The organism is Croceitalea vernalis, assembly GCF_031846405.1.
GTDB classification, from domain to species: Bacteria; Bacteroidota; Bacteroidia; order Flavobacteriales; family Flavobacteriaceae; genus Croceitalea; species Croceitalea vernalis.
This window is the reverse complement of record NZ_JAVRHU010000001.1, coordinates 472,934-490,037: the sequence shown is the minus strand read 5'-3', so window position 1 is coordinate 490,037 and position 17,104 is coordinate 472,934. Positions and strand designations below refer to the sequence as shown.

Annotated in this window: 11 protein-coding genes; 2 read left to right on the top strand and 9 right to left on the bottom strand. The window is 34.8% G+C overall.

Going from position 1 to position 17,104, the window contains the following annotated elements; translation table 11 throughout:
- Nucleotides 1–112 precede the first annotated feature (112 nt).
- The 9 genes from RM520_RS02170 to RM520_RS02130 form a co-directional block, all read right to left on the bottom strand.
- Nucleotides 113–2,500 carry an ABC transporter permease gene (locus RM520_RS02170; RefSeq protein WP_311386815.1) on the bottom strand — a complete coding sequence of 796 codons (2,388 nt, stop codon included), beginning with the start codon at nt 2,498–2,500 and terminating at the stop codon, nt 113–115.
- 18 nt (nt 2,501–2,518) lie between these two features.
- Nucleotides 2,519–4,933: an ABC transporter permease gene (locus tag RM520_RS02165; protein WP_311386814.1), complete on the bottom strand. Its 2,415-nt coding sequence runs from the start codon at nt 4,931–4,933 to the stop codon at nt 2,519–2,521.
- Between the two features lie 174 nt (nt 4,934–5,107).
- On the bottom strand, nt 5,108–7,507 hold the full coding sequence (locus RM520_RS02160; protein ID WP_311386813.1) for an ABC transporter permease: 2,400 nt from the start codon (nt 7,505–7,507) through the stop codon (nt 5,108–5,110).
- Between the two features lie 29 nt (nt 7,508–7,536).
- The gene (locus RM520_RS02155; RefSeq protein ID WP_311386812.1) at nt 7,537–9,939 is read right to left on the bottom strand and encodes an ABC transporter permease; all 2,403 of its coding nucleotides are present in this window, start codon (nt 9,937–9,939) and stop codon (nt 7,537–7,539) included.
- Between the two features lie 3 nt (nt 9,940–9,942).
- Nucleotides 9,943–10,704, bottom strand: a complete 762-nt coding sequence (locus tag RM520_RS02150) for a GIN domain-containing protein (RefSeq protein WP_311384061.1) — start codon at nt 10,702–10,704, stop codon at nt 9,943–9,945.
- Nucleotides 10,705–10,738: 34 nt separating this feature from the next.
- Nucleotides 10,739–11,434: an ABC transporter ATP-binding protein gene (locus RM520_RS02145; RefSeq protein WP_311384060.1), complete on the bottom strand. Its 696-nt coding sequence runs from the start codon at nt 11,432–11,434 to the stop codon at nt 10,739–10,741.
- Between the two features lie 60 nt (nt 11,435–11,494).
- Nucleotides 11,495–12,745 carry an efflux RND transporter periplasmic adaptor subunit gene (locus RM520_RS02140; protein WP_311386811.1) on the bottom strand — a complete coding sequence of 417 codons (1,251 nt, stop codon included), beginning with the start codon at nt 12,743–12,745 and terminating at the stop codon, nt 11,495–11,497.
- 7 nt (nt 12,746–12,752) lie between these two features.
- Nucleotides 12,753–14,093, bottom strand: a complete 1,341-nt coding sequence (locus RM520_RS02135) for a TolC family protein (protein WP_311384058.1) — start codon at nt 14,091–14,093, stop codon at nt 12,753–12,755.
- A 137-nt stretch (nt 14,094–14,230) separates the two neighbouring features.
- Entirely contained in the window at nt 14,231–14,380 is a 150-nt protein-coding gene (locus tag RM520_RS02130) for a hypothetical protein (RefSeq protein ID WP_311386810.1), read from the bottom strand.
- A gap of 15 nt (nt 14,381–14,395) precedes the next feature.
- Between RM520_RS02130 and RM520_RS02125 the strand changes: the two genes are divergently transcribed.
- Nucleotides 14,396–15,760 (top strand): sigma-54-dependent transcriptional regulator, encoded by a 1,365-nt coding sequence (locus tag RM520_RS02125; RefSeq protein ID WP_311386809.1) that lies wholly within the window; start codon nt 14,396–14,398, stop codon nt 15,758–15,760.
- Nucleotides 15,760–17,103, top strand: a complete 1,344-nt coding sequence (locus RM520_RS02120) for a sensor histidine kinase (RefSeq protein WP_311384055.1) — start codon at nt 15,760–15,762, stop codon at nt 17,101–17,103. Before RM520_RS02125 ends, RM520_RS02120 begins: the two co-directional genes overlap by 1 nt.
- Nucleotide 17,104 lies beyond the last annotated feature (1 nt).

The window sequence follows — 17,104 nt, the reverse complement described above, 5'->3', positions numbered from 1 at the left end:
CAAAGACTTAACCATCAGATAAACAGTTAATTACATAAATTACATTTTATAAAAGTGTAAAATATTTGGACATGTTTTGTACAATATATTTACACTTCAAAATGACTATTATTTATTCTGAGCGAAGACTATTAACGGGATTCTGATTAGCGGCTTTGTAACTTTGCCAACTTACGGTCAAAAGCGTCATTAAAATTACTGATCCACCAGAAAAAAGGAACATCCAAGGAGTTAATGAAATTTTATAGGCAAAACCCTTTAGCCAAAAGGTGACGGCGTAGTAGGCTAATGGCATTGCCAAAATAAACGCCAAAAGCAGCCATTTTAAAAAGTTACTATTCAGAAGCTTCAATATTTCTATTTTACTGGCGCCATTTACTTTACGAATACCAATTTCTTTATATCTACTTTGTGCAACCATTAAAGACAGGCCTAAAACGCCCATAGTGCAAACGAAAATCGAAATTAAAGCAAATAATAAGATGAGTCTTTTTTGAAGTAACTCGGTTTTATAAACATTCTCATAAATAGTGTTGACTTGTTCATATTCCAAAGGATATTCAGGAAACATTTTAGTCCAGATGCTTTCAATACGGTTTACTGCCTCTTGTTGTGAGTTAGAATTGTAAGAGACAACGATACTGTTTAACCAGCTATTTTCTCGTTTAAATAACACCAAAGGTTCTACTTTACTTTGCAGGCCTGATAAGTGAAAATCTTCAACTACTCCAATAATTTTACCCTTTGGTAAATCAACATCCGGAACAGGAGAAACTAGGGCAAAATCTTTGTTGACAATTGCATTGGCATCTTGAAAGCCTAAATGTTTTAAAGCACTTTCATTGATGAGGTATTCTCCATTACCGTTTTCATCTGCATTATCTTTTTTAAAATTTTCTCCACTTAAAAAAGTTAACCCGAACACATCGGCAAAGGAGTAGTCCGCTGCAAAAACTCCAATTACATTAGCTCCAGGTTCGCTTTCGGGAGCATCTTCAAGAGTATAAGCAAACATATCGTGAGTTTCACTTCCTGGGGTATCCATCATTGCGGAGACAGACTTTATGGCACTTTCTTTTAAAAGCTCAGCCTTAAAAACAGTAAAGTCTTTTTGGACTTCTGAATGGACCAATGGTAAACAAAGAATACTTTCTTTTGCCCCCATAGCATTATCTAGGCCATAGTTGGTTTGTTTTGAAATAACTACAACACCAATTAAAAGCACAATGGCCAATGTAAACTGCGTGACCAGGAGTACTTTATGGCCTTTAACTTTACCTGCTTTTTTGAGGGTTTGATTTAAAGTTAAATGTTCAAAACGATTTTTAAGTACGGGTTGCAGCCCTGCTATTAGCATTAACAGTGAACAAATCAACATGGTTGCTACCACAAATAAACCATTGCCTTCGAGCAGATTTAATTGATAACTCTCAAAAATTAGGGTGTTAAATTCCAACATTCCAAATAAGACTAATGCTATGGTGAAAAGAATTATGATGCTACTTTCAAGAATAAAATAAATACCCATAATTCGTTTTGATGATCCTAGAATTTGATTGAGTGCTATGAAAGTGGAAAGGTAACCAGCCATGCCCAAATTAAGGCTAGCGAAGTTACTAAGTGAGATAAACAACAAGATGACACCGGCTAAAACTAAAACCCAAATATTTGACCAAGAACTATTAGGTTCAATTTCTCGAAACAAATCTGAATTCAAATGAATATCTGTAATGTTCGTTAAATGTGCCACTACTTTTGCCCTTACGGCAGCCCCTTCGGGAGTATAAAAAGCTGAGAGCTGTTCAGTTAGTTTGTTTGCGATGGTTTTAGGAGCAGCACTACCATTTAAAAACACATATTGGTATGCCCAACCTTCAATCTTATTTTTTCCAGGGAGAAACAAAATATCAGGATGAAAATGACTTTGCTGCTGCATGTTTTCCATTACTCCGGTTACTTCAAAATCAGCTTTGGCAGCATTAAAGTGACCTTTTGGTAATGAAATTACTTGACCAATAGCATCGGAATCACCAAAAACCTTCTTAGCTAATGCATTTGAAATAATAACGGAACCAGGGTTCTTAATTGCTTGTGAAATATTACCGTTGTTGAGTTTTACATCAAAAACCTCAAAGAAATTCTGGTCAATGGCATATCCTTGTTCAATGCTAAAATACTGTTCTTGGTTACGGATTAACTTTCCTCGGATGGGTTGCAGACGAACGAAATTTTCAATTTCTGGTATTGGAGCTATTAGTTCGGGTAATAGTTCTGCCGAGTAAAATCGAGCGAAATGATTGTTTTCAAATACATTTGGTGTTGTTACCGTAAACCTAAATATTTGATTTGCTTTTTCATGTTGCTTGTCATAGCCTAATTCGTTCTTTACAAAAAGAGCAATGAACAAAACACCGCAAAGCCCAAGAGAAAGTCCAATGATTTTTATTCCGTTTAAAACAGGTCTTTTCTTGAGATTACGATAGGCATATTTTAAAAGCATTGATTGAAGTTATAAATTTTACTCTGTACGTAAACTTTTTACCGGGTTTTGCTTTGCAGCTTTAATGGTTTTGCTACCAACTGTAAATAGGGCAATGACTGTTGCTAACAAACCTGCTACAATAAAAAATAAGGGGCTTAAATTTATTTTGAAAGGATAATTTTTCAACCACTCTTTCATAAACCACCAAGCTATTGGTGCTGCAATTAAAAATGATATACCAACTAATTTCAAAAAATCTTTGGTTAATAAAAAAGTAATATTTGTGACACTAGCACCAATCACTTTTCTAACTCCGATTTCTTTGGTTCGTTGATTTACAATCAATAAGGAAATGGCAAAAAGACCAATACAACTTAAAGCAATAGCTAGTATTGAACCACTAGTAATCATTGTAGTTATTTGTTCCTCTTTCCTAAAAGTTCTGTTGATATTCTCATCTAGGTATGAGCCTAAAAATTTTGAATTCGGTGAAATTTTTGCCCAAGTTTTTTCGACAGCATCATAGGATTTAGCAAGGTGAACTGGAGCCACTTTTACATAAGCATAATATAAATCATAATCTCGACTCATCATCATAGTGATGGGTGCAATAACCTTATCTAAATTTTCGAAATGGTAATCTTTGACCACTCCAATGATAGGAAATCGCAATGAATCACTAAAACTAATGTAAGCAGTCAAAGGGTCTTTTTCTCCAAATTCTTTTGCCATTGCCTCATTAATAACAGCCCCGGACCTATCACTTGCAAATTCCCTGCTAAAGTTACGACCGGCAACTAGCTCTAAATCTAAGGTTTCAACATAATCATAATCAACGGTGAGATAGTTAGTGTTGATGACTCTGTTTTTATATTCAAAACCGAACATGCTACTGGAAACACTTCCATCTTTTCCATATCCTAAATTGTTGTCTGCTCCTGATATTTCTATGATATCCGGATTGCCTGCCAATTCATTGCGTAATAACTCTAGCGCCTCATAACTATTCTTTTTCCCATCTAATGGAAATGATAGCACCTGTTCCTTATTAAATCCAAGATCTTTGTTCCGCATAAAATCCAACTGACTGTGTAGCACTAGAGTCCCTGTAATCATTAAAATAGCGATACCAAATTGCAGCACCATTAAAGCGTCTCGTACTTTGTTTTTGCCTGAGGTATCTATTTTTCCTTTTAAAGATTGTATAGTCCCTAATTTGCTCATTAACAATGCTGGATAACCTCCTACGATAAGCGTAATTAATAAAATACTAAACAGAAAAAGCAGAATGCTTAAAGGAGATAGAATTAATTCAAAAGAGACTTCAGTTCTGAAAATGGTTTTAAATTCATCAAGAAGCAAAATGCTTATCAATAATCCAATACTTATAGAGAATAGAAAGACAATTAAACTTTCTGTCCAAAACTGTAAAAAGAGTTGTTTTCTTTTGGCTCCCAGAGTCTTTCGCATACCAATTTCTTTTAGACGTAGCCCGCTTCTTGCGATACTCATATTTACAAAATTGACACAAGCGATAAAAAGAATTAGAAAAGCAACTCCGAGTACCAAATAGGTATTACCGCGACTGACTTCAACATAACCATTTTTGAAGGTTGCAAAATGTTCATTAAGTAGTGGTAAAAGCTCAAACTTATAAAAGAGCCCATCTACGTCTGGTTGTGCACCATCACGTTTAGCATTTTCAATACGTTCTTGGAAATTGTTCTCGACTAGTGAACGGGTTGCCAAATTAAACTGACCCGGAGCGACATTCTTTGCTAGTTGTACATATACATCATGGTATCTAGCGCTCCAATTATCTTGGCTTTCAAGATAATCGGCTTCTTTTTCAAACCGAACTGCAATTTCAAATTCCAAGGTACTCTGTGAAGGGTTATTTTCTACTACGGTACCTATGGTAAAAGGCTCATCTTTTCCATTGATTAGAATTTGAACTGTTTTACCTATGGCTTCCTCATTTCCGAATAATGATTTTGCCGCATCTTCAGTTATTACAATGTCTGATTGTTTTTCCAATGGATTATTCAGTTTTCCTGCAATTGCAGGAAAGGTGAACATATTGAAGAAATCGGCATCGACCCAAATGGCATCCATATTAATTTCTTTATCACCATAAGTTAGTACAGCTTCTTGTTGTAGATGACGAGTAGCTTTATCTATGCCCGGCACCTCATCTTTGATAGTGGGCATTAATGGGGCAGAATGGCTTACACTTACTTGAGGACCTTTTGGGTTTTGCCACATGGAATAAACCTTGTAAATGTCTTTTGAATTGGCATGAAACTGATCATACGATAAGTCAAAGAATCCAGCCATTGATAATAGTATGGCTACAGCAATTGCAACAGACAACCCAACAATGTTTAGAATGGTAAAGGTTTTATTCTTGACAAGACTTCGCCATGTTATTTTTATATAGTTTTTAAACATAATCGGTTGTGTTCTGATTTTAGTTACAAAGGCATTAACGATTACCATGCCAAACAGCTAAAATCTTGAAAAACAATGGCATAGATGTAAAAACAAAACTGAAAGTGTAAATTTTTTGGACAAGTTTTGTATAGATATTTTACATGATTTTAAAATCTTTCGCCTAAGACTTTATCACTCAGTACGTAAACTCTTAACTGGGTTTTGTTTTGCAGCTCTTATGGCTTGAAAACTAACTGTTAACACAGTAACACCCATTGCTCCAAACATGGCCAATACGAAAATCCACCATTTTAAAATGACTCGGTATGGATATTCTTGTAACCATCCATTCATAACGTAATAAGCTATAGGAACAGCAATGAAACATGAAATGACAACTAGCTTTAAAAAATCTTTAGATAGCATATTCCAAACGTTAAAGACGCTTGCTCCTAAGACCTTTCTAACTCCAATCTCTTTAGTACGCTGCTCTGCGACAAATGAAGTAAGACCAAATAAACCTAAACAACTAATTAAGATGGCCAGCCCAGTAAAAATGCCTGATAAGGTTCCAATGCGCTGCTCAGCAGCGAATTTTGCGGCATATTCTTCGTCGACAAAATCATATTCAAATGGTATTGCTGGGAAATTTTCCTTGAAAACTCTTTCAATTACTGCAATGCTTTGATTCGCACTTTGGTTTGGATTTAATCTTAGGTTATAATAACTAAAATTATCATGTCTATCATAAACATAAACACCCTGCTTTACTGGCTCGTAAGGAGATTGCGCTATAATGTCTTCTATTACTCCAATTATTTTTAAAGGAGGACTAGGATCTTCTTCATCGGTATCTCGTAATAACTGACCAACAGGGTTTTCCATTCCTAAATAGGTCTTTGCAGTTTCGTTAATCAAAACCCCAAGAGAGTCTGAGGCAAATTCTCTTGAAAAATCTCGCCCCTCAATTATTTTTAGATTTAAAGTTTTTCCGTACTCTGCTGATACTTCTGTCCAAGCCAAATCTTCTTGAAAACCATCTGGTTTACCTTCCCAGGTAAAACCACTCCTATTGGACCAGATACGAGTTGTTGGGCTACTTGAAGTAGCCATCTCAACTACAGCGCCAGAACTGATGAATTGTTCACGCATTAAATCCGTCTTACCATTAAAATCTTGACTAAAGGTTGGAATTTGAATCAAACCTTCTCTATCATAACCTATAGGTCTATTTTTAGCATGGTTGATTTGCTGCATTACAATGACAGTTCCGATTATAAAGGCCACTGAAACAGTGAATTGAACTACCACTAAAATTTTTCTAGGAAGACCGGCATATCTGCCTGCTTTGAATGTGCCTTTTAGCACATCTACTGGTTTGAATGAAGACAAATACAGTGCAGGATAACTACCGGCTAATAGTGCGGTAAATATTACAAACCCTAGTGAGATTAGCCAAAATATGCTACTAGTCCATGGAAACTCAATTTCCTTTCTTGCTAAGTCATTAAAACCGCTTAAACACAGTAAAACAATTATAACAGCCATTATATAAGCAAACAGGACAACCAAAAAAGATTCACTTAAAAACTGATAGATTAATTGACCTTTTTGAGAACCAATAGATTTTCTAATTCCAACTTCTTTGGCTCGTTTTTCGGAACGAGCTGTACTTAAGTTCATAAAATTGATGCAGGCTAAAAGCAGTACAAAAGCACCAATGATTCCGAATAACCAAACATAGCGTATACGTCCACCAGTTTGAACACCGTTTTCAAAATTGCCTTTTAGATACCAATCATCCATAGGGAACAAGAAAATTCTAGGATTGTATTGTACCACATCTTCATCCGCATTTTTCTTAATGTCAATTATGGCATTGGTTATACCTTCCATGGTGGTGTTATCAGCAATTTCAACAAACATTTGGAAGGAGTTGTTTTGCCAATTATCGTTGGAATTTTGCATCCACTCTTGGGTATTGTAATAATGATCCCAAGGCATGATATAATCTAAATCACTAAACGAACAGTTATAGGGCATATCTTCATAAACCGCAGTCACCATCATATCATGTTCGTTACTTATTCGAACAGTTTTACCAATTGGGTTTATTTCGCCAAAAAATGCTTCTGCCGTAGACGCTGAAAGCATGATAGCATTCACCTCTCTAAGCCCATCTTTTTCTCCTTTGAGAATATTCAATCCGAGCATTTCAGGAGCTTCACGCTGCATATAATTGCCAAGGCGAGAAAGATTAACTTCACCGTATTTGATGTAAGAACTAGTGTTCCAAGAAGACATTATAAGGTGCTTAAAATTGTCGCCATAACGCTCTCTTAAAGCTGGTTCTAGTGGCAACGGAATTGCTGGGCCTGTTCCGGTATTGTTATTGAAAGTTTGTGATTGAAAAACCTGTGCAAAACGACTTTTATTTTCAAAATTATTATTGTGTGTTAACTCATCATTCATCCATAAACCAATAATCAAAGTTACCGCCATGCCCAAAGCAAGACCTCCAATATTTATTATGGAATATCCTTTATTTTTTAAGAGGTTTCTCCAGGCGATTTTAAAATAGTTTTTGAACATGATTGATTTTTTGATTTGATGATTTTTCTTTATTCTGTTCTAAGGCTTTTAACAGGATTTCTACGAGCAGATTTAAGTGCTTGAAAACTAACGGTTAATATGGCTATGAATAAAGCTATAATACCAGAAAGCAAAAATACCCACCACTCAACATCTATTTTGTAAGCATAGTCATTTAGCCATTGTTCCATGCCGTACCAAGAGAACGGGATTGCAATAAGAATAGCGATACCAACTAATTTAATAAAGTCTTTAGACAAGAGAGCTACAATGGTAAGTATTTCCGCGCCAAGAACTTTTCTTATTCCAATTTCTTTGGTACGTAGCATTGCACTGTAAGTAGCCAGACCAAACAAACCAAGACAAGCAATAAAAATAGCCAGACACGAGAAAATGGTAAATAATTTTCTAAACCTTATATCCGCTATGTATTGAGCATTAAACGACTCGTCTAAAAAACTATACAGAAATGGTCTGTGCGGAGCCAGCTCACTCCATTTTTGTTCTATTTTACTTAAAACTTCTTGGTAGTTATTGGAGCTTATACGTAATGAAAAATATCTTCCATAGGGGACTTGTCTTAAGGTCAAAGGGGCAACTTTTTGGTGTAAAGACATATAGTTAAAATCTTTTACAACCCCGATAATAGTGCCTTCACGACCCCATTGCTGAAACTTTTTTCCAATAATTTTATTTGGTTCATTATAGCCAAATGCTTTTACGGCAGCCTCATTTATCACAAGAGAACTAATGCTATCCGTTTGAAAATCAGGTGAAAACGCTCGTCCGGCAACCATTTCTATTTTATAATGTTGAATGAAATTATTATCAACTTCATAGATATAAGGAGTAAAGTTTTCCATGTTCCCTTCAATAGTTTCAATATCCGTTCCGGCTGCCGGAAAATGGCTGCTAGGTACAGTTCTAGAAAGAGAAATTGAACTTACTTCCGCAAGGGACAAGAGCTCATTTTTAATAGCTCCTGCATTTCCTAAAACAGCACCATCCCAATTAAAATCTAAAATCAGCTGCTGTTCCTTATCAAACCCCATTTCTTTATTAAGCATAAAACCTAGTTGGTGATAAACAACTACTGTACTTGCGATAAGGGCAATGGACAAACTAAACTGAAATATCACAAGACCTTTTCTTAGGTTGGTTCCTTTTTGTGATGTTCTAAATGCCCCTTTTAAAACACTAACAGGTTTAAAAGCTGATAGTATAAAAGCAGGATAGCTACCAGCAAAAAGCCCCGTTAATATAGTAACGCCAAAATATAAGAGTATTGAGGTAGTTGTGATTACAGAATTAAATTCAAATACCTTATCGGTTAATTTGCCCAACCAAGGCAATCCAATAAAAGCTAAAACAAGGCCAATTACTGAAGCCACTAAAACCAAGATTAAAGACTCACCAAGAAATTGGTAAATAAGCCCTTTTCTTTCTGCGCCAATAACTTTTCGGACTCCAACTTCTTTAGCCCTTTCCATCGACCGGGCAGTAGCTAGGTTCATAAAATTAATACTAGCAATTATTAAAATAAACAGACCGATTAGACCAAAAATATAGATATTAGATAAGCTTCCAGTTTCTCCTGGTTGGCGATCTGCAGTTGAATGTAAGTAAATGTTGTTAAGTGATTCTAAAGAGAAATTGTAGAAGTATTCTTCTCGTTCTTCAGTTTCAATATGTTTGTCTAAAAAACCAGAAATTTTTGATTCAAATGCTGCTTGGTCAAAATTATCTGAAACTAATAAATAAGTATAAAAATCTACATAACCCCATGAATCAAAAATTTCGGGTCTGGTTTGATAAAAACTACTCATAGACATGAGTACATCAAAGTTAAAATGGGAGTTTTTAGGAATATCTTTAAGCACCCCAGTTACGGTATAACCACCATCGTTGGCCCTTCCACCAATTCCCTCAATTGTTTTACCAATTGGATTTTCATCACCAAAATATTTTCTTGCAGTAGTTTCAGTAAGAACAATGGAATACGGTGCTTTAAGCGCTGTATTTGGATTTCCGTTGATTAATTCCCAACTAAAAACATCAAAGGCTGTCGGATCCATATAAAAACACTCGCTTTCTTGAAATTTACGATTGTTATATTCCAATAAAATATCACTTATACCCGAGAACTGTACTTTCTCAATAATCTCTGGAAAATCAGATTTTAATGCAGGACCTACTGGAGCATTACCCCACACCCAAGCATCTGATGGACTATCCTCATTGCTGTGATGAATAACTCTATAGATATTATCCTTTTTCTCATGATACTTATCGAAAGAAAGCTCGTTAGAAATAAAAATTGTAATTAATAAAAAAGAAGCTAATCCAATAGCTAAACCCCCAACGTTAATTATGGAATATCCGGTATTTTTCAATAAATTTCTCCAAGCGATTTTTAAATAGTTCTTAAACATAGCTTAGTTGATTTTTTGAATTTTTGCTTCACCAATTACAATTCCTTTGTTAACCTCAGGAGAACCTTCATAAGCTATGGTCGCTTCGCCATAAGCGGTCACTTTTAATTTGTCTTTAACAGCAATACGATAACTACCTTCACCAAATGCCGTAATTCTAGTGCTATTGGTGTCAACTTCAAGAGTATTGATTGTTGTTTCACCATAGGCTGTAATTTTTTGTTTATCTACCCTTCCGCTCTTAAGCTCTAAAAAGCTCTCGCCGTAGATGGTTGTTGTTAGGTTTTCTAAATGAACTTCGTTAAAATAAACCTCTGATTCACCATATATTTTCAATCTAAATCCTGATTGATTTATTGGACTTTCACATAAAAATTTTTGTTCACCTCGCAACGAAAGTTCTTCAATTGTCTTATAAGTCACAGTTGCCGTAATAACTGTTCCTTTGTAAATAGGCACTTTATAATCATAATTATCACCCTTCACATTTTTACTGTCTGTGTAGGTTTTAGCACCGTCAAGGTATAAACGAAGTGTTGAACCAACCACTTCAACATTCAATTTGTCTAAAGGTTCAGTACTGGAATGAATGGTGACAGCTTCAGATTTGCCTTCAATAAAAGTTACCGCGATGTGAGGACTAACGATTATCTTTTTATAACTATCAACTTCAATAGTTTTTAATTGCCCAAAAGAATTTGTAGAAATTAGTGCAAAACCAATGATAAAAAGTTTTGCACTAATAAGGTTGATTGATGATTTCATGTTTTTCGTTTTTTGATTGATGAATAAACGCCTTTTAAACGGTTGCCCCAATGGCTCGGTTTTGACTTTCAGTTGCTATCTGACCATCAAATAAATTAACTACACGGTGAGCATAATGTGAATCTCTATCTGAGTGCGTAACCATTACAATAGTTGTTCCTTCTTGGTTAAGCTCTGTTAAAAGATTCATTACTTCAATGCCATTTTTAGAATCTAAATTACCCGTAGGTTCATCGGCAAGAATTAATTTCGGATTAGTCACTACGGCTCTAGAAATTGCAACACGTTGCTGTTGACCCCCAGATAACTGTTGCGGAAAGTGTTTTTCTCTATGTGCAATCTTCATGCGCTCTAGCACTTGCATAACCTTTTCTTTTCGCTCTGCCTTTCCCATTTTTAAATAAATCAAAGGCAATTCTACATTTTCATAAACCGTTAATTCGTCAATCAGATTAAAGCTTTGAAACACAAAGCCTAAATTACCTTTTCGGAGTTGAGTACGCTGAGATTCTTTTAATCCAGCAACTTCGTGATTAGCAAAGTTGTAACTACCTTCTGTAGGATTGTCAAGCATTCCTATAATGTTTAATAAAGTAGATTTTCCGCACCCTGATGGTCCCATTATTGCAACGAACTCACCATTTTCAACATGAAGGTTTACATTGTTCAAGGCCAATGTTTCAACTTCCTCTGTTCTAAAGCTCTTTCTTAAATTTTTGATTGTTATCATTTCTTTGTTGTTTCTATTAGTTAAAGACATCGCGACGACGCTTGATGTGACAGTTTATATTTATTTTAATACAATTCTTTCAGCTTCACCGAAGCTGTCGTAATTACTTGTAATCACTTTTTCTCCTTGTTCTAATCCTTCTAAAACCTCGTAGTACCTAGAGTTCTGTTTGCCAACTCTAATATTTCTTTTTAAGGCTTCGCTACCGCCTGGGTTCACAACAAAAATCCATTGCCCACCGGTGCTTTGAAAGAACCCTCCTTTTGGCAATAACAGCGCATCACTAGAGGCACCTAGCTGTAATTTAATATTATAGCTTTGACCTGACCTAATTGTTTCTGGTTTTTCATTTGTAAAAACCAAGTCAACTTTGAACCTTCCATTGCGCACTTCTGGGTATACTTTTCTTAATCTTAAAGAGAATTCTTTACCATTACGCTCAAGACTTGCAGATAAATCACGTTTTACGCGATCAATATAATGCTCGTCAATTTCAGCTTCTATTTTAAAATCAGTCAATACATTAACTTGACCAATTCGCTGCCCTTGAGCAATATTTTGGCCAATTTCAGCATCAAGAAAACCTAACTGTCCATCTGCTGGTGCTCGAACATTAAGATGGTCTAATCTTTCATAAACCATTGATAGGGTTTGTTGCATACGGCTAAGGTCAGTATCAAGACCTGAAAGGGAGGTTTCACGTAGCTCATCATCTTGTTCTGTTTGAACTTTAACAATGTCATATTGTTTTTGAGCCAATTCATAATTCTCTTTAGAAGTCAAATAAATTTCTCTTGAGATTAACTCATCTTCAAAAAGCGCTTCATTTTGTTCAAAATTTCTTTTTAAGCGTTGTAAATCTGTGCTAGCAGTTGCTAAAGATCTTCGTCCTTCAACTTGTCTTGAGTCAAAGGTAAGTTTGGTTGAACGCAAATCATTTTGTTTGAGCGCTAGGTTACTTTCACTCGCTAGAATTTGCTCATACAAATTCATATTTTCAAGTTTTAAGATAATATCTCCTTTCTTGACCATTGTACCTTCTTCAATAAGCTTTTCAGATACTCTACCGCCTTCATAGGCATCCATATAAATGGTTGCAATTGGAGCTACATTACCGTTTATGGTAATATAATCATCAAATTTTCCTTCAGTTATTTGGGCTATAGAAAGCCTGTCTTTCTCGGTTCTAAAAGTTGAAACCGAGCTTCCAAAAAATAACTTCCAACCAACAAATAGCAAAATTAAGCCAATGGCGATATAGCCATAATGTTTAGGGCGTAATCCTTTTTTCTTTTCGAGTTGTATATCCATGACTTATTTAATTAATATTGAAAATAGATAGATTGTTATAAAAATCTAGTGTACTCTTATTGACTTTTAAGCGAAGTCTAACTTGTAAGTTTTCGTTTTGTGCCGTTGCAAAAAGGGTCTTTGCTCTTCCTAGTTCAATAGCATTAATAAGCCCCTTCTCGTATCTTTTCTGTGCAATTTCAAATGCTAGTTCTTGTGAATTGCTCCTTTTTGCGGTTTGAAGCACTTCAGTATTTAAGGCATTATATTCTTGAACCAATTGCTGAATCAATTGATACAATTCTTGCTCTTGAATTTCAAAATTGTTTTTAGCTCTTGCTAAGGCAATTTTCTGTTGTTTGATTCTAGATCGACCAGACCATCCATTGCTTATAGGAACGTTAAGCGACACCCCAACAAATTGGTTGGTATTATCGCGGAACTGTGATCTAAATGGAATAGTTACACCAAGGGTATCCGTAATAGTTTCAAAATAACCTGTGCCATAGCCACCTTGTATTGCAATTGATGGGGCTAAATTACCCCGTGCTATAGCCACTTGCTTTTTTGCTGCTTTAACCCTTAGCTCTTGAGCTTTGATTAAAGGAATAAAAGTCATTGCCGTATTAAAAACTGAATCTGATGTCATTTTCAAATTTTCTTCTTTTTCAGAGTTTTCAATTTCTGGACGAATCAAGATATCAGTTTCTCCCTTTAAGTTCATGGCTTGAATAAGTGTAAGTTTTGCTGCAGCTAACCGATTATTATTCTGAGTTAATAACAACTCGTCGGCAAGCAATAAAGATTCTGCTTCATATAAATCAGCTCCAGCCATAAGCCCAACTTCAATTTGTTTTTTTACCAATTCAAAATTGGTTTTTGATATTTCAACTTGCTCCTCTGAAATTATGATTAGGCCTTCTATAAATTGAATATCATAAAAAGCACGCATGACTCTAAAAGCTAAAAGATATTTTTGTTGCACACTTTCTTCTTTAGCAGCCCGATACAGAAATTTAGAAGCTTTAATGCTATTAATTTTCTGAAAGCCTTGGAAGACATCAAAAGAGCCACTTATAGAATAGTTATTTGAAAAGAACTCAGTATTAGATATACTATTATCATTCGGATTTACCTGGCGACCAAAGCTGATGTTATAATCTGCATAACCATTTATATTTGGTAAAAGGTTTCTAACTGATTGACGATAGGTTTCTTTATTAGACTGTTCTGTATATTCAAAATCATTCAATTGAAGATTATTTTCTATGGCATAATCAACGCATTCCTCCAATGACCAGACTTGCTGTGCAATTGTTGTGAACCAACTCGCAAATGATAGTATAAAAAAGATTTTCTTTAAATTCATATTAGACTACTATGCCAATGATAAAGCTATTGTCGTGCCATAAAAATAATTAACTGAAAATCAGTAAGTTAAATAGTTTTTATTTTTATTTTGAATTTTAATGTGTAAAATATTTATACAAAAAGTGTAAAATAATTTTACAAACTGGCATTTGTTGAAAAATCAAGTTGTAGTTTTAAAAAATATCGAATCTGCTCAAGGGCCTTTAAACAATGCCCTTTAAAAGGAATACCCAACAAAAGTAAAAAGCTTATAAAAACTGGTATGTCTTTTGTTTCGAATTTCATAAGAAGAAATTAAAAATGACCAAAGCAAATATTTTAGTAATAGATGATAATAAAAGCGTTTTGAGCGCCTTAGAGATTCTTTTACAGTTTGAATATAAGAGCGTACAAACGTTATTTAACCCTAATCAAATCTCTTCTTTTCCTAATTTAAAGGAGATTGATATTGTATTGCTTGATATGAACTTTTCGGCAGGAGTAAACACAGGTAATGAAGGATTATTTTGGCTTAATGAGATTAAAAAGAAATCTCCAAATACATCTGTAATTATGATGACAGCATACGGTGCTGTCGATTTAGCTGTCAAAGCTTTAAAGCAAGGTGCTTCAGATTTTATTTTAAAGCCTTGGAATAATGAACGTTTATTGACTACCGTAAAATCTGCTTATGAGTTGCGCATGTCAAAACTTGAAATTAATAAGCTCAAAAAGAAAGAGAGTAACCTTAAACAGTTTATTAATGATGACAAAAATCATATCATAGGGAACTCCAGGGCTTTGACCGAGGTATTAAACCTTGTTCGAAAAGTTGCTAAAACTGATGTTAATGTGCTCATCACAGGGGAGAACGGAACAGGTAAAGAATTAATTGCCCGCGAATTACATCGATTATCTCGAAGAAAAGAAGAGGTTTTTATAAACGTGGATATGGGTTCAATTTCAGACAATTTATTTGAAAGCGAACTTTTTGGTCATATTAAAGGTTCTTTTACCGATGCTAAAGAAGATCGGGCTGGAAAATTTGAAGCGGCACATCAAGGCAGTTTGTTTTTAGATGAGATGGGAAATCTTTCTTTACAAACGCAAGCAAAACTATTATCGGCAATTCAGAATAAGTCAATAGTAAGAGTAGGTTCTAACAAACAAATTGACGTTGATATTCGATTGATTTGTGCGACCAATTGTAACCTTGATAAAATGGTAACTGATGGTCTTTTTAGAGAAGACTTATTATATCGAATTAACACCATTCATATTGAAGTGCCACCCCTTAGAGAAAGAGAAGGAGATATTCTAATTCTGTCAGATTTCTTTTTAAAACAGTTTGCTCATAAGTATGATAAGCCAAGTTTAAAAATCAACAATCTGGCACAAGAAAAACTTATAGAATATCAATGGCCTGGAAATATTCGAGAATTGCAACATACAATGGAAAGAGCGGTAATTTTATCAGAGGGCAATGTGCTCAAACCAACTGATTTTTTATTGCATTCAAAACCAACACAGTCATTTGAAAACGAACTTACAACTTTGGATGAAATGGAATATCACATGATTTCTAAAGCTTTAGAATTGTATGATGGAAACTACAGCGCAGCCGCTGATCAGTTAGGGGTTTCACGGCAAACCCTTTATAATAAAATGAAGAAGCTCAATAAATAATGGCGAGTAGAAATTTTTATATTCAGTTAATAATCAGAGTCCTACTTATCACCGCGACCGCAGTATTTATGGCTTTTTGTATAACAAGCGCCTGGTATTTATTATTAGTAGTTTCCGTTATCGCTTTGGTTTCACAGGTGTTTGACTTAATTCGTTTTATAAATAGTACAAACCGGAAAATCGCCTATTTTTTTGATGCTATAAAGAATGAAGATTTCACACTCCGTTTTCCAGAACGAGTCACTATTAAATCTTTCAAAGAGCTCAACCAGAGTTTGAATAGAGTTAATGGATTAATACAAGAAGTTCATTTACAGCTTCAAATAAGAGAAAAATATTATCAAGAGATTTTGAAGCAGGCCAATATTGGAATAATGACTTTTAATCAAAAAGGCCATATTCTCTTTTCAAACCCAACCTTAGAAAACCTCCTTAACTACCGTCCTTTAAACCATATCAAACAGCTGAAGCAAATTGATGAAAAATTATACGAGGTTTTTGAATCATTTAAGCCTTTTGAACGTAAACTATTTCAATTAACTAATGAAAGAGAACAAATACAGTTGGCTTTAAAGTCTACTCCGGTAGTTCTCGATGAAAACCAGTTGTTACTTGTAGTTATTCAAGATATCAATGAAGAGTTAAACGAGAAGGAAACAGATTCATGGATTAGATTAATTCGCGTTTTAACCCATGAAATTATGAATACCATAACGCCAATAACCTCCATATCAGAATCTATTCTTAAATACTACCAAAATAGCAACGGTCAAGTTGTTGAAGAATTAGATAAGGAAAAGATTGCAAGTGCAGCAAAAGGCCTCGAAGTCATAAAAGGTCAAGGAAATAATCTTATGGATTTTGTACAAGGATATCGCAGCTTTCTTAATGTGCCCAAACCAGATAAATCATTTGTAAAAGCCGACGAGTTTTTTGAGAAAGTCAAGATTTTGATGCAGTTAGATGCGGATGAGACTACCCGAATAGAATGGATGATAGAAACACCAGAGCTTGAATTTTTTATAGATGAAAAACAACTTACACAAGTACTAATCAATCTTGTGAAAAATGCGGTTCATTCTTTAGAAGACAGTCCTTCTGGCCTAATTAAAGTAATTGCTGGGCTTGATCATAAAAATCGGAAATATATCGTTGTTCGGGACAATGGCCCAGGAATACCTGAAGAAATGATTGATGAAATTTTTGTACCCTTTTTTACTACAAAAGAGAAAGGTACAGGTATAGGACTTAGTCTTTCCAGGCAAATAATACAATTGCATGGCGGCACCCTAAAACTTTATTCTAATCCTGATATTGAGACCAGTTTTACCTTGACTTTTTGAT

Bases quoted from the DNA above. Each gene is read 5' to 3' on its own strand.
- RM520_RS02160 (WP_311386813.1), bottom strand. From the start codon at position 7,507: ATGTTCAAAAACTATTTTAAAATCGCCTGGAGAAACCTCTTAAAAAAT.
- RM520_RS02170 (WP_311386815.1), bottom strand. From the start codon at position 2,500: ATGCTTTTAAAATATGCCTATCGTAATCTCAAGAAAAGACCTGTTTTA.
- RM520_RS02125 (WP_311386809.1), top strand. From the start codon at position 14,396: ATGACCAAAGCAAATATTTTAGTAATAGATGATAATAAAAGCGTTTTG.
- RM520_RS02135 (WP_311384058.1), bottom strand. From the start codon at position 14,093: ATGAATTTAAAGAAAATCTTTTTTATACTATCATTTGCGAGTTGGTTC.
- RM520_RS02120 (WP_311384055.1), top strand. From the start codon at position 15,760: ATGGCGAGTAGAAATTTTTATATTCAGTTAATAATCAGAGTCCTACTT.
- RM520_RS02145 (WP_311384060.1), bottom strand. From the start codon at position 11,434: ATGATAACAATCAAAAATTTAAGAAAGAGCTTTAGAACAGAGGAAGTT.
- RM520_RS02150 (WP_311384061.1), bottom strand. From the start codon at position 10,704: ATGAAATCATCAATCAACCTTATTAGTGCAAAACTTTTTATCATTGGT.
- RM520_RS02155 (WP_311386812.1), bottom strand. From the start codon at position 9,939: ATGTTTAAGAACTATTTAAAAATCGCTTGGAGAAATTTATTGAAAAAT.
- RM520_RS02140 (WP_311386811.1), bottom strand. From the start codon at position 12,745: ATGGATATACAACTCGAAAAGAAAAAAGGATTACGCCCTAAACATTAT.
- RM520_RS02130 (WP_311386810.1), bottom strand. From the start codon at position 14,380: ATGAAATTCGAAACAAAAGACATACCAGTTTTTATAAGCTTTTTACTT.
- RM520_RS02165 (WP_311386814.1), bottom strand. From the start codon at position 4,933: ATGTTTAAAAACTATATAAAAATAACATGGCGAAGTCTTGTCAAGAAT.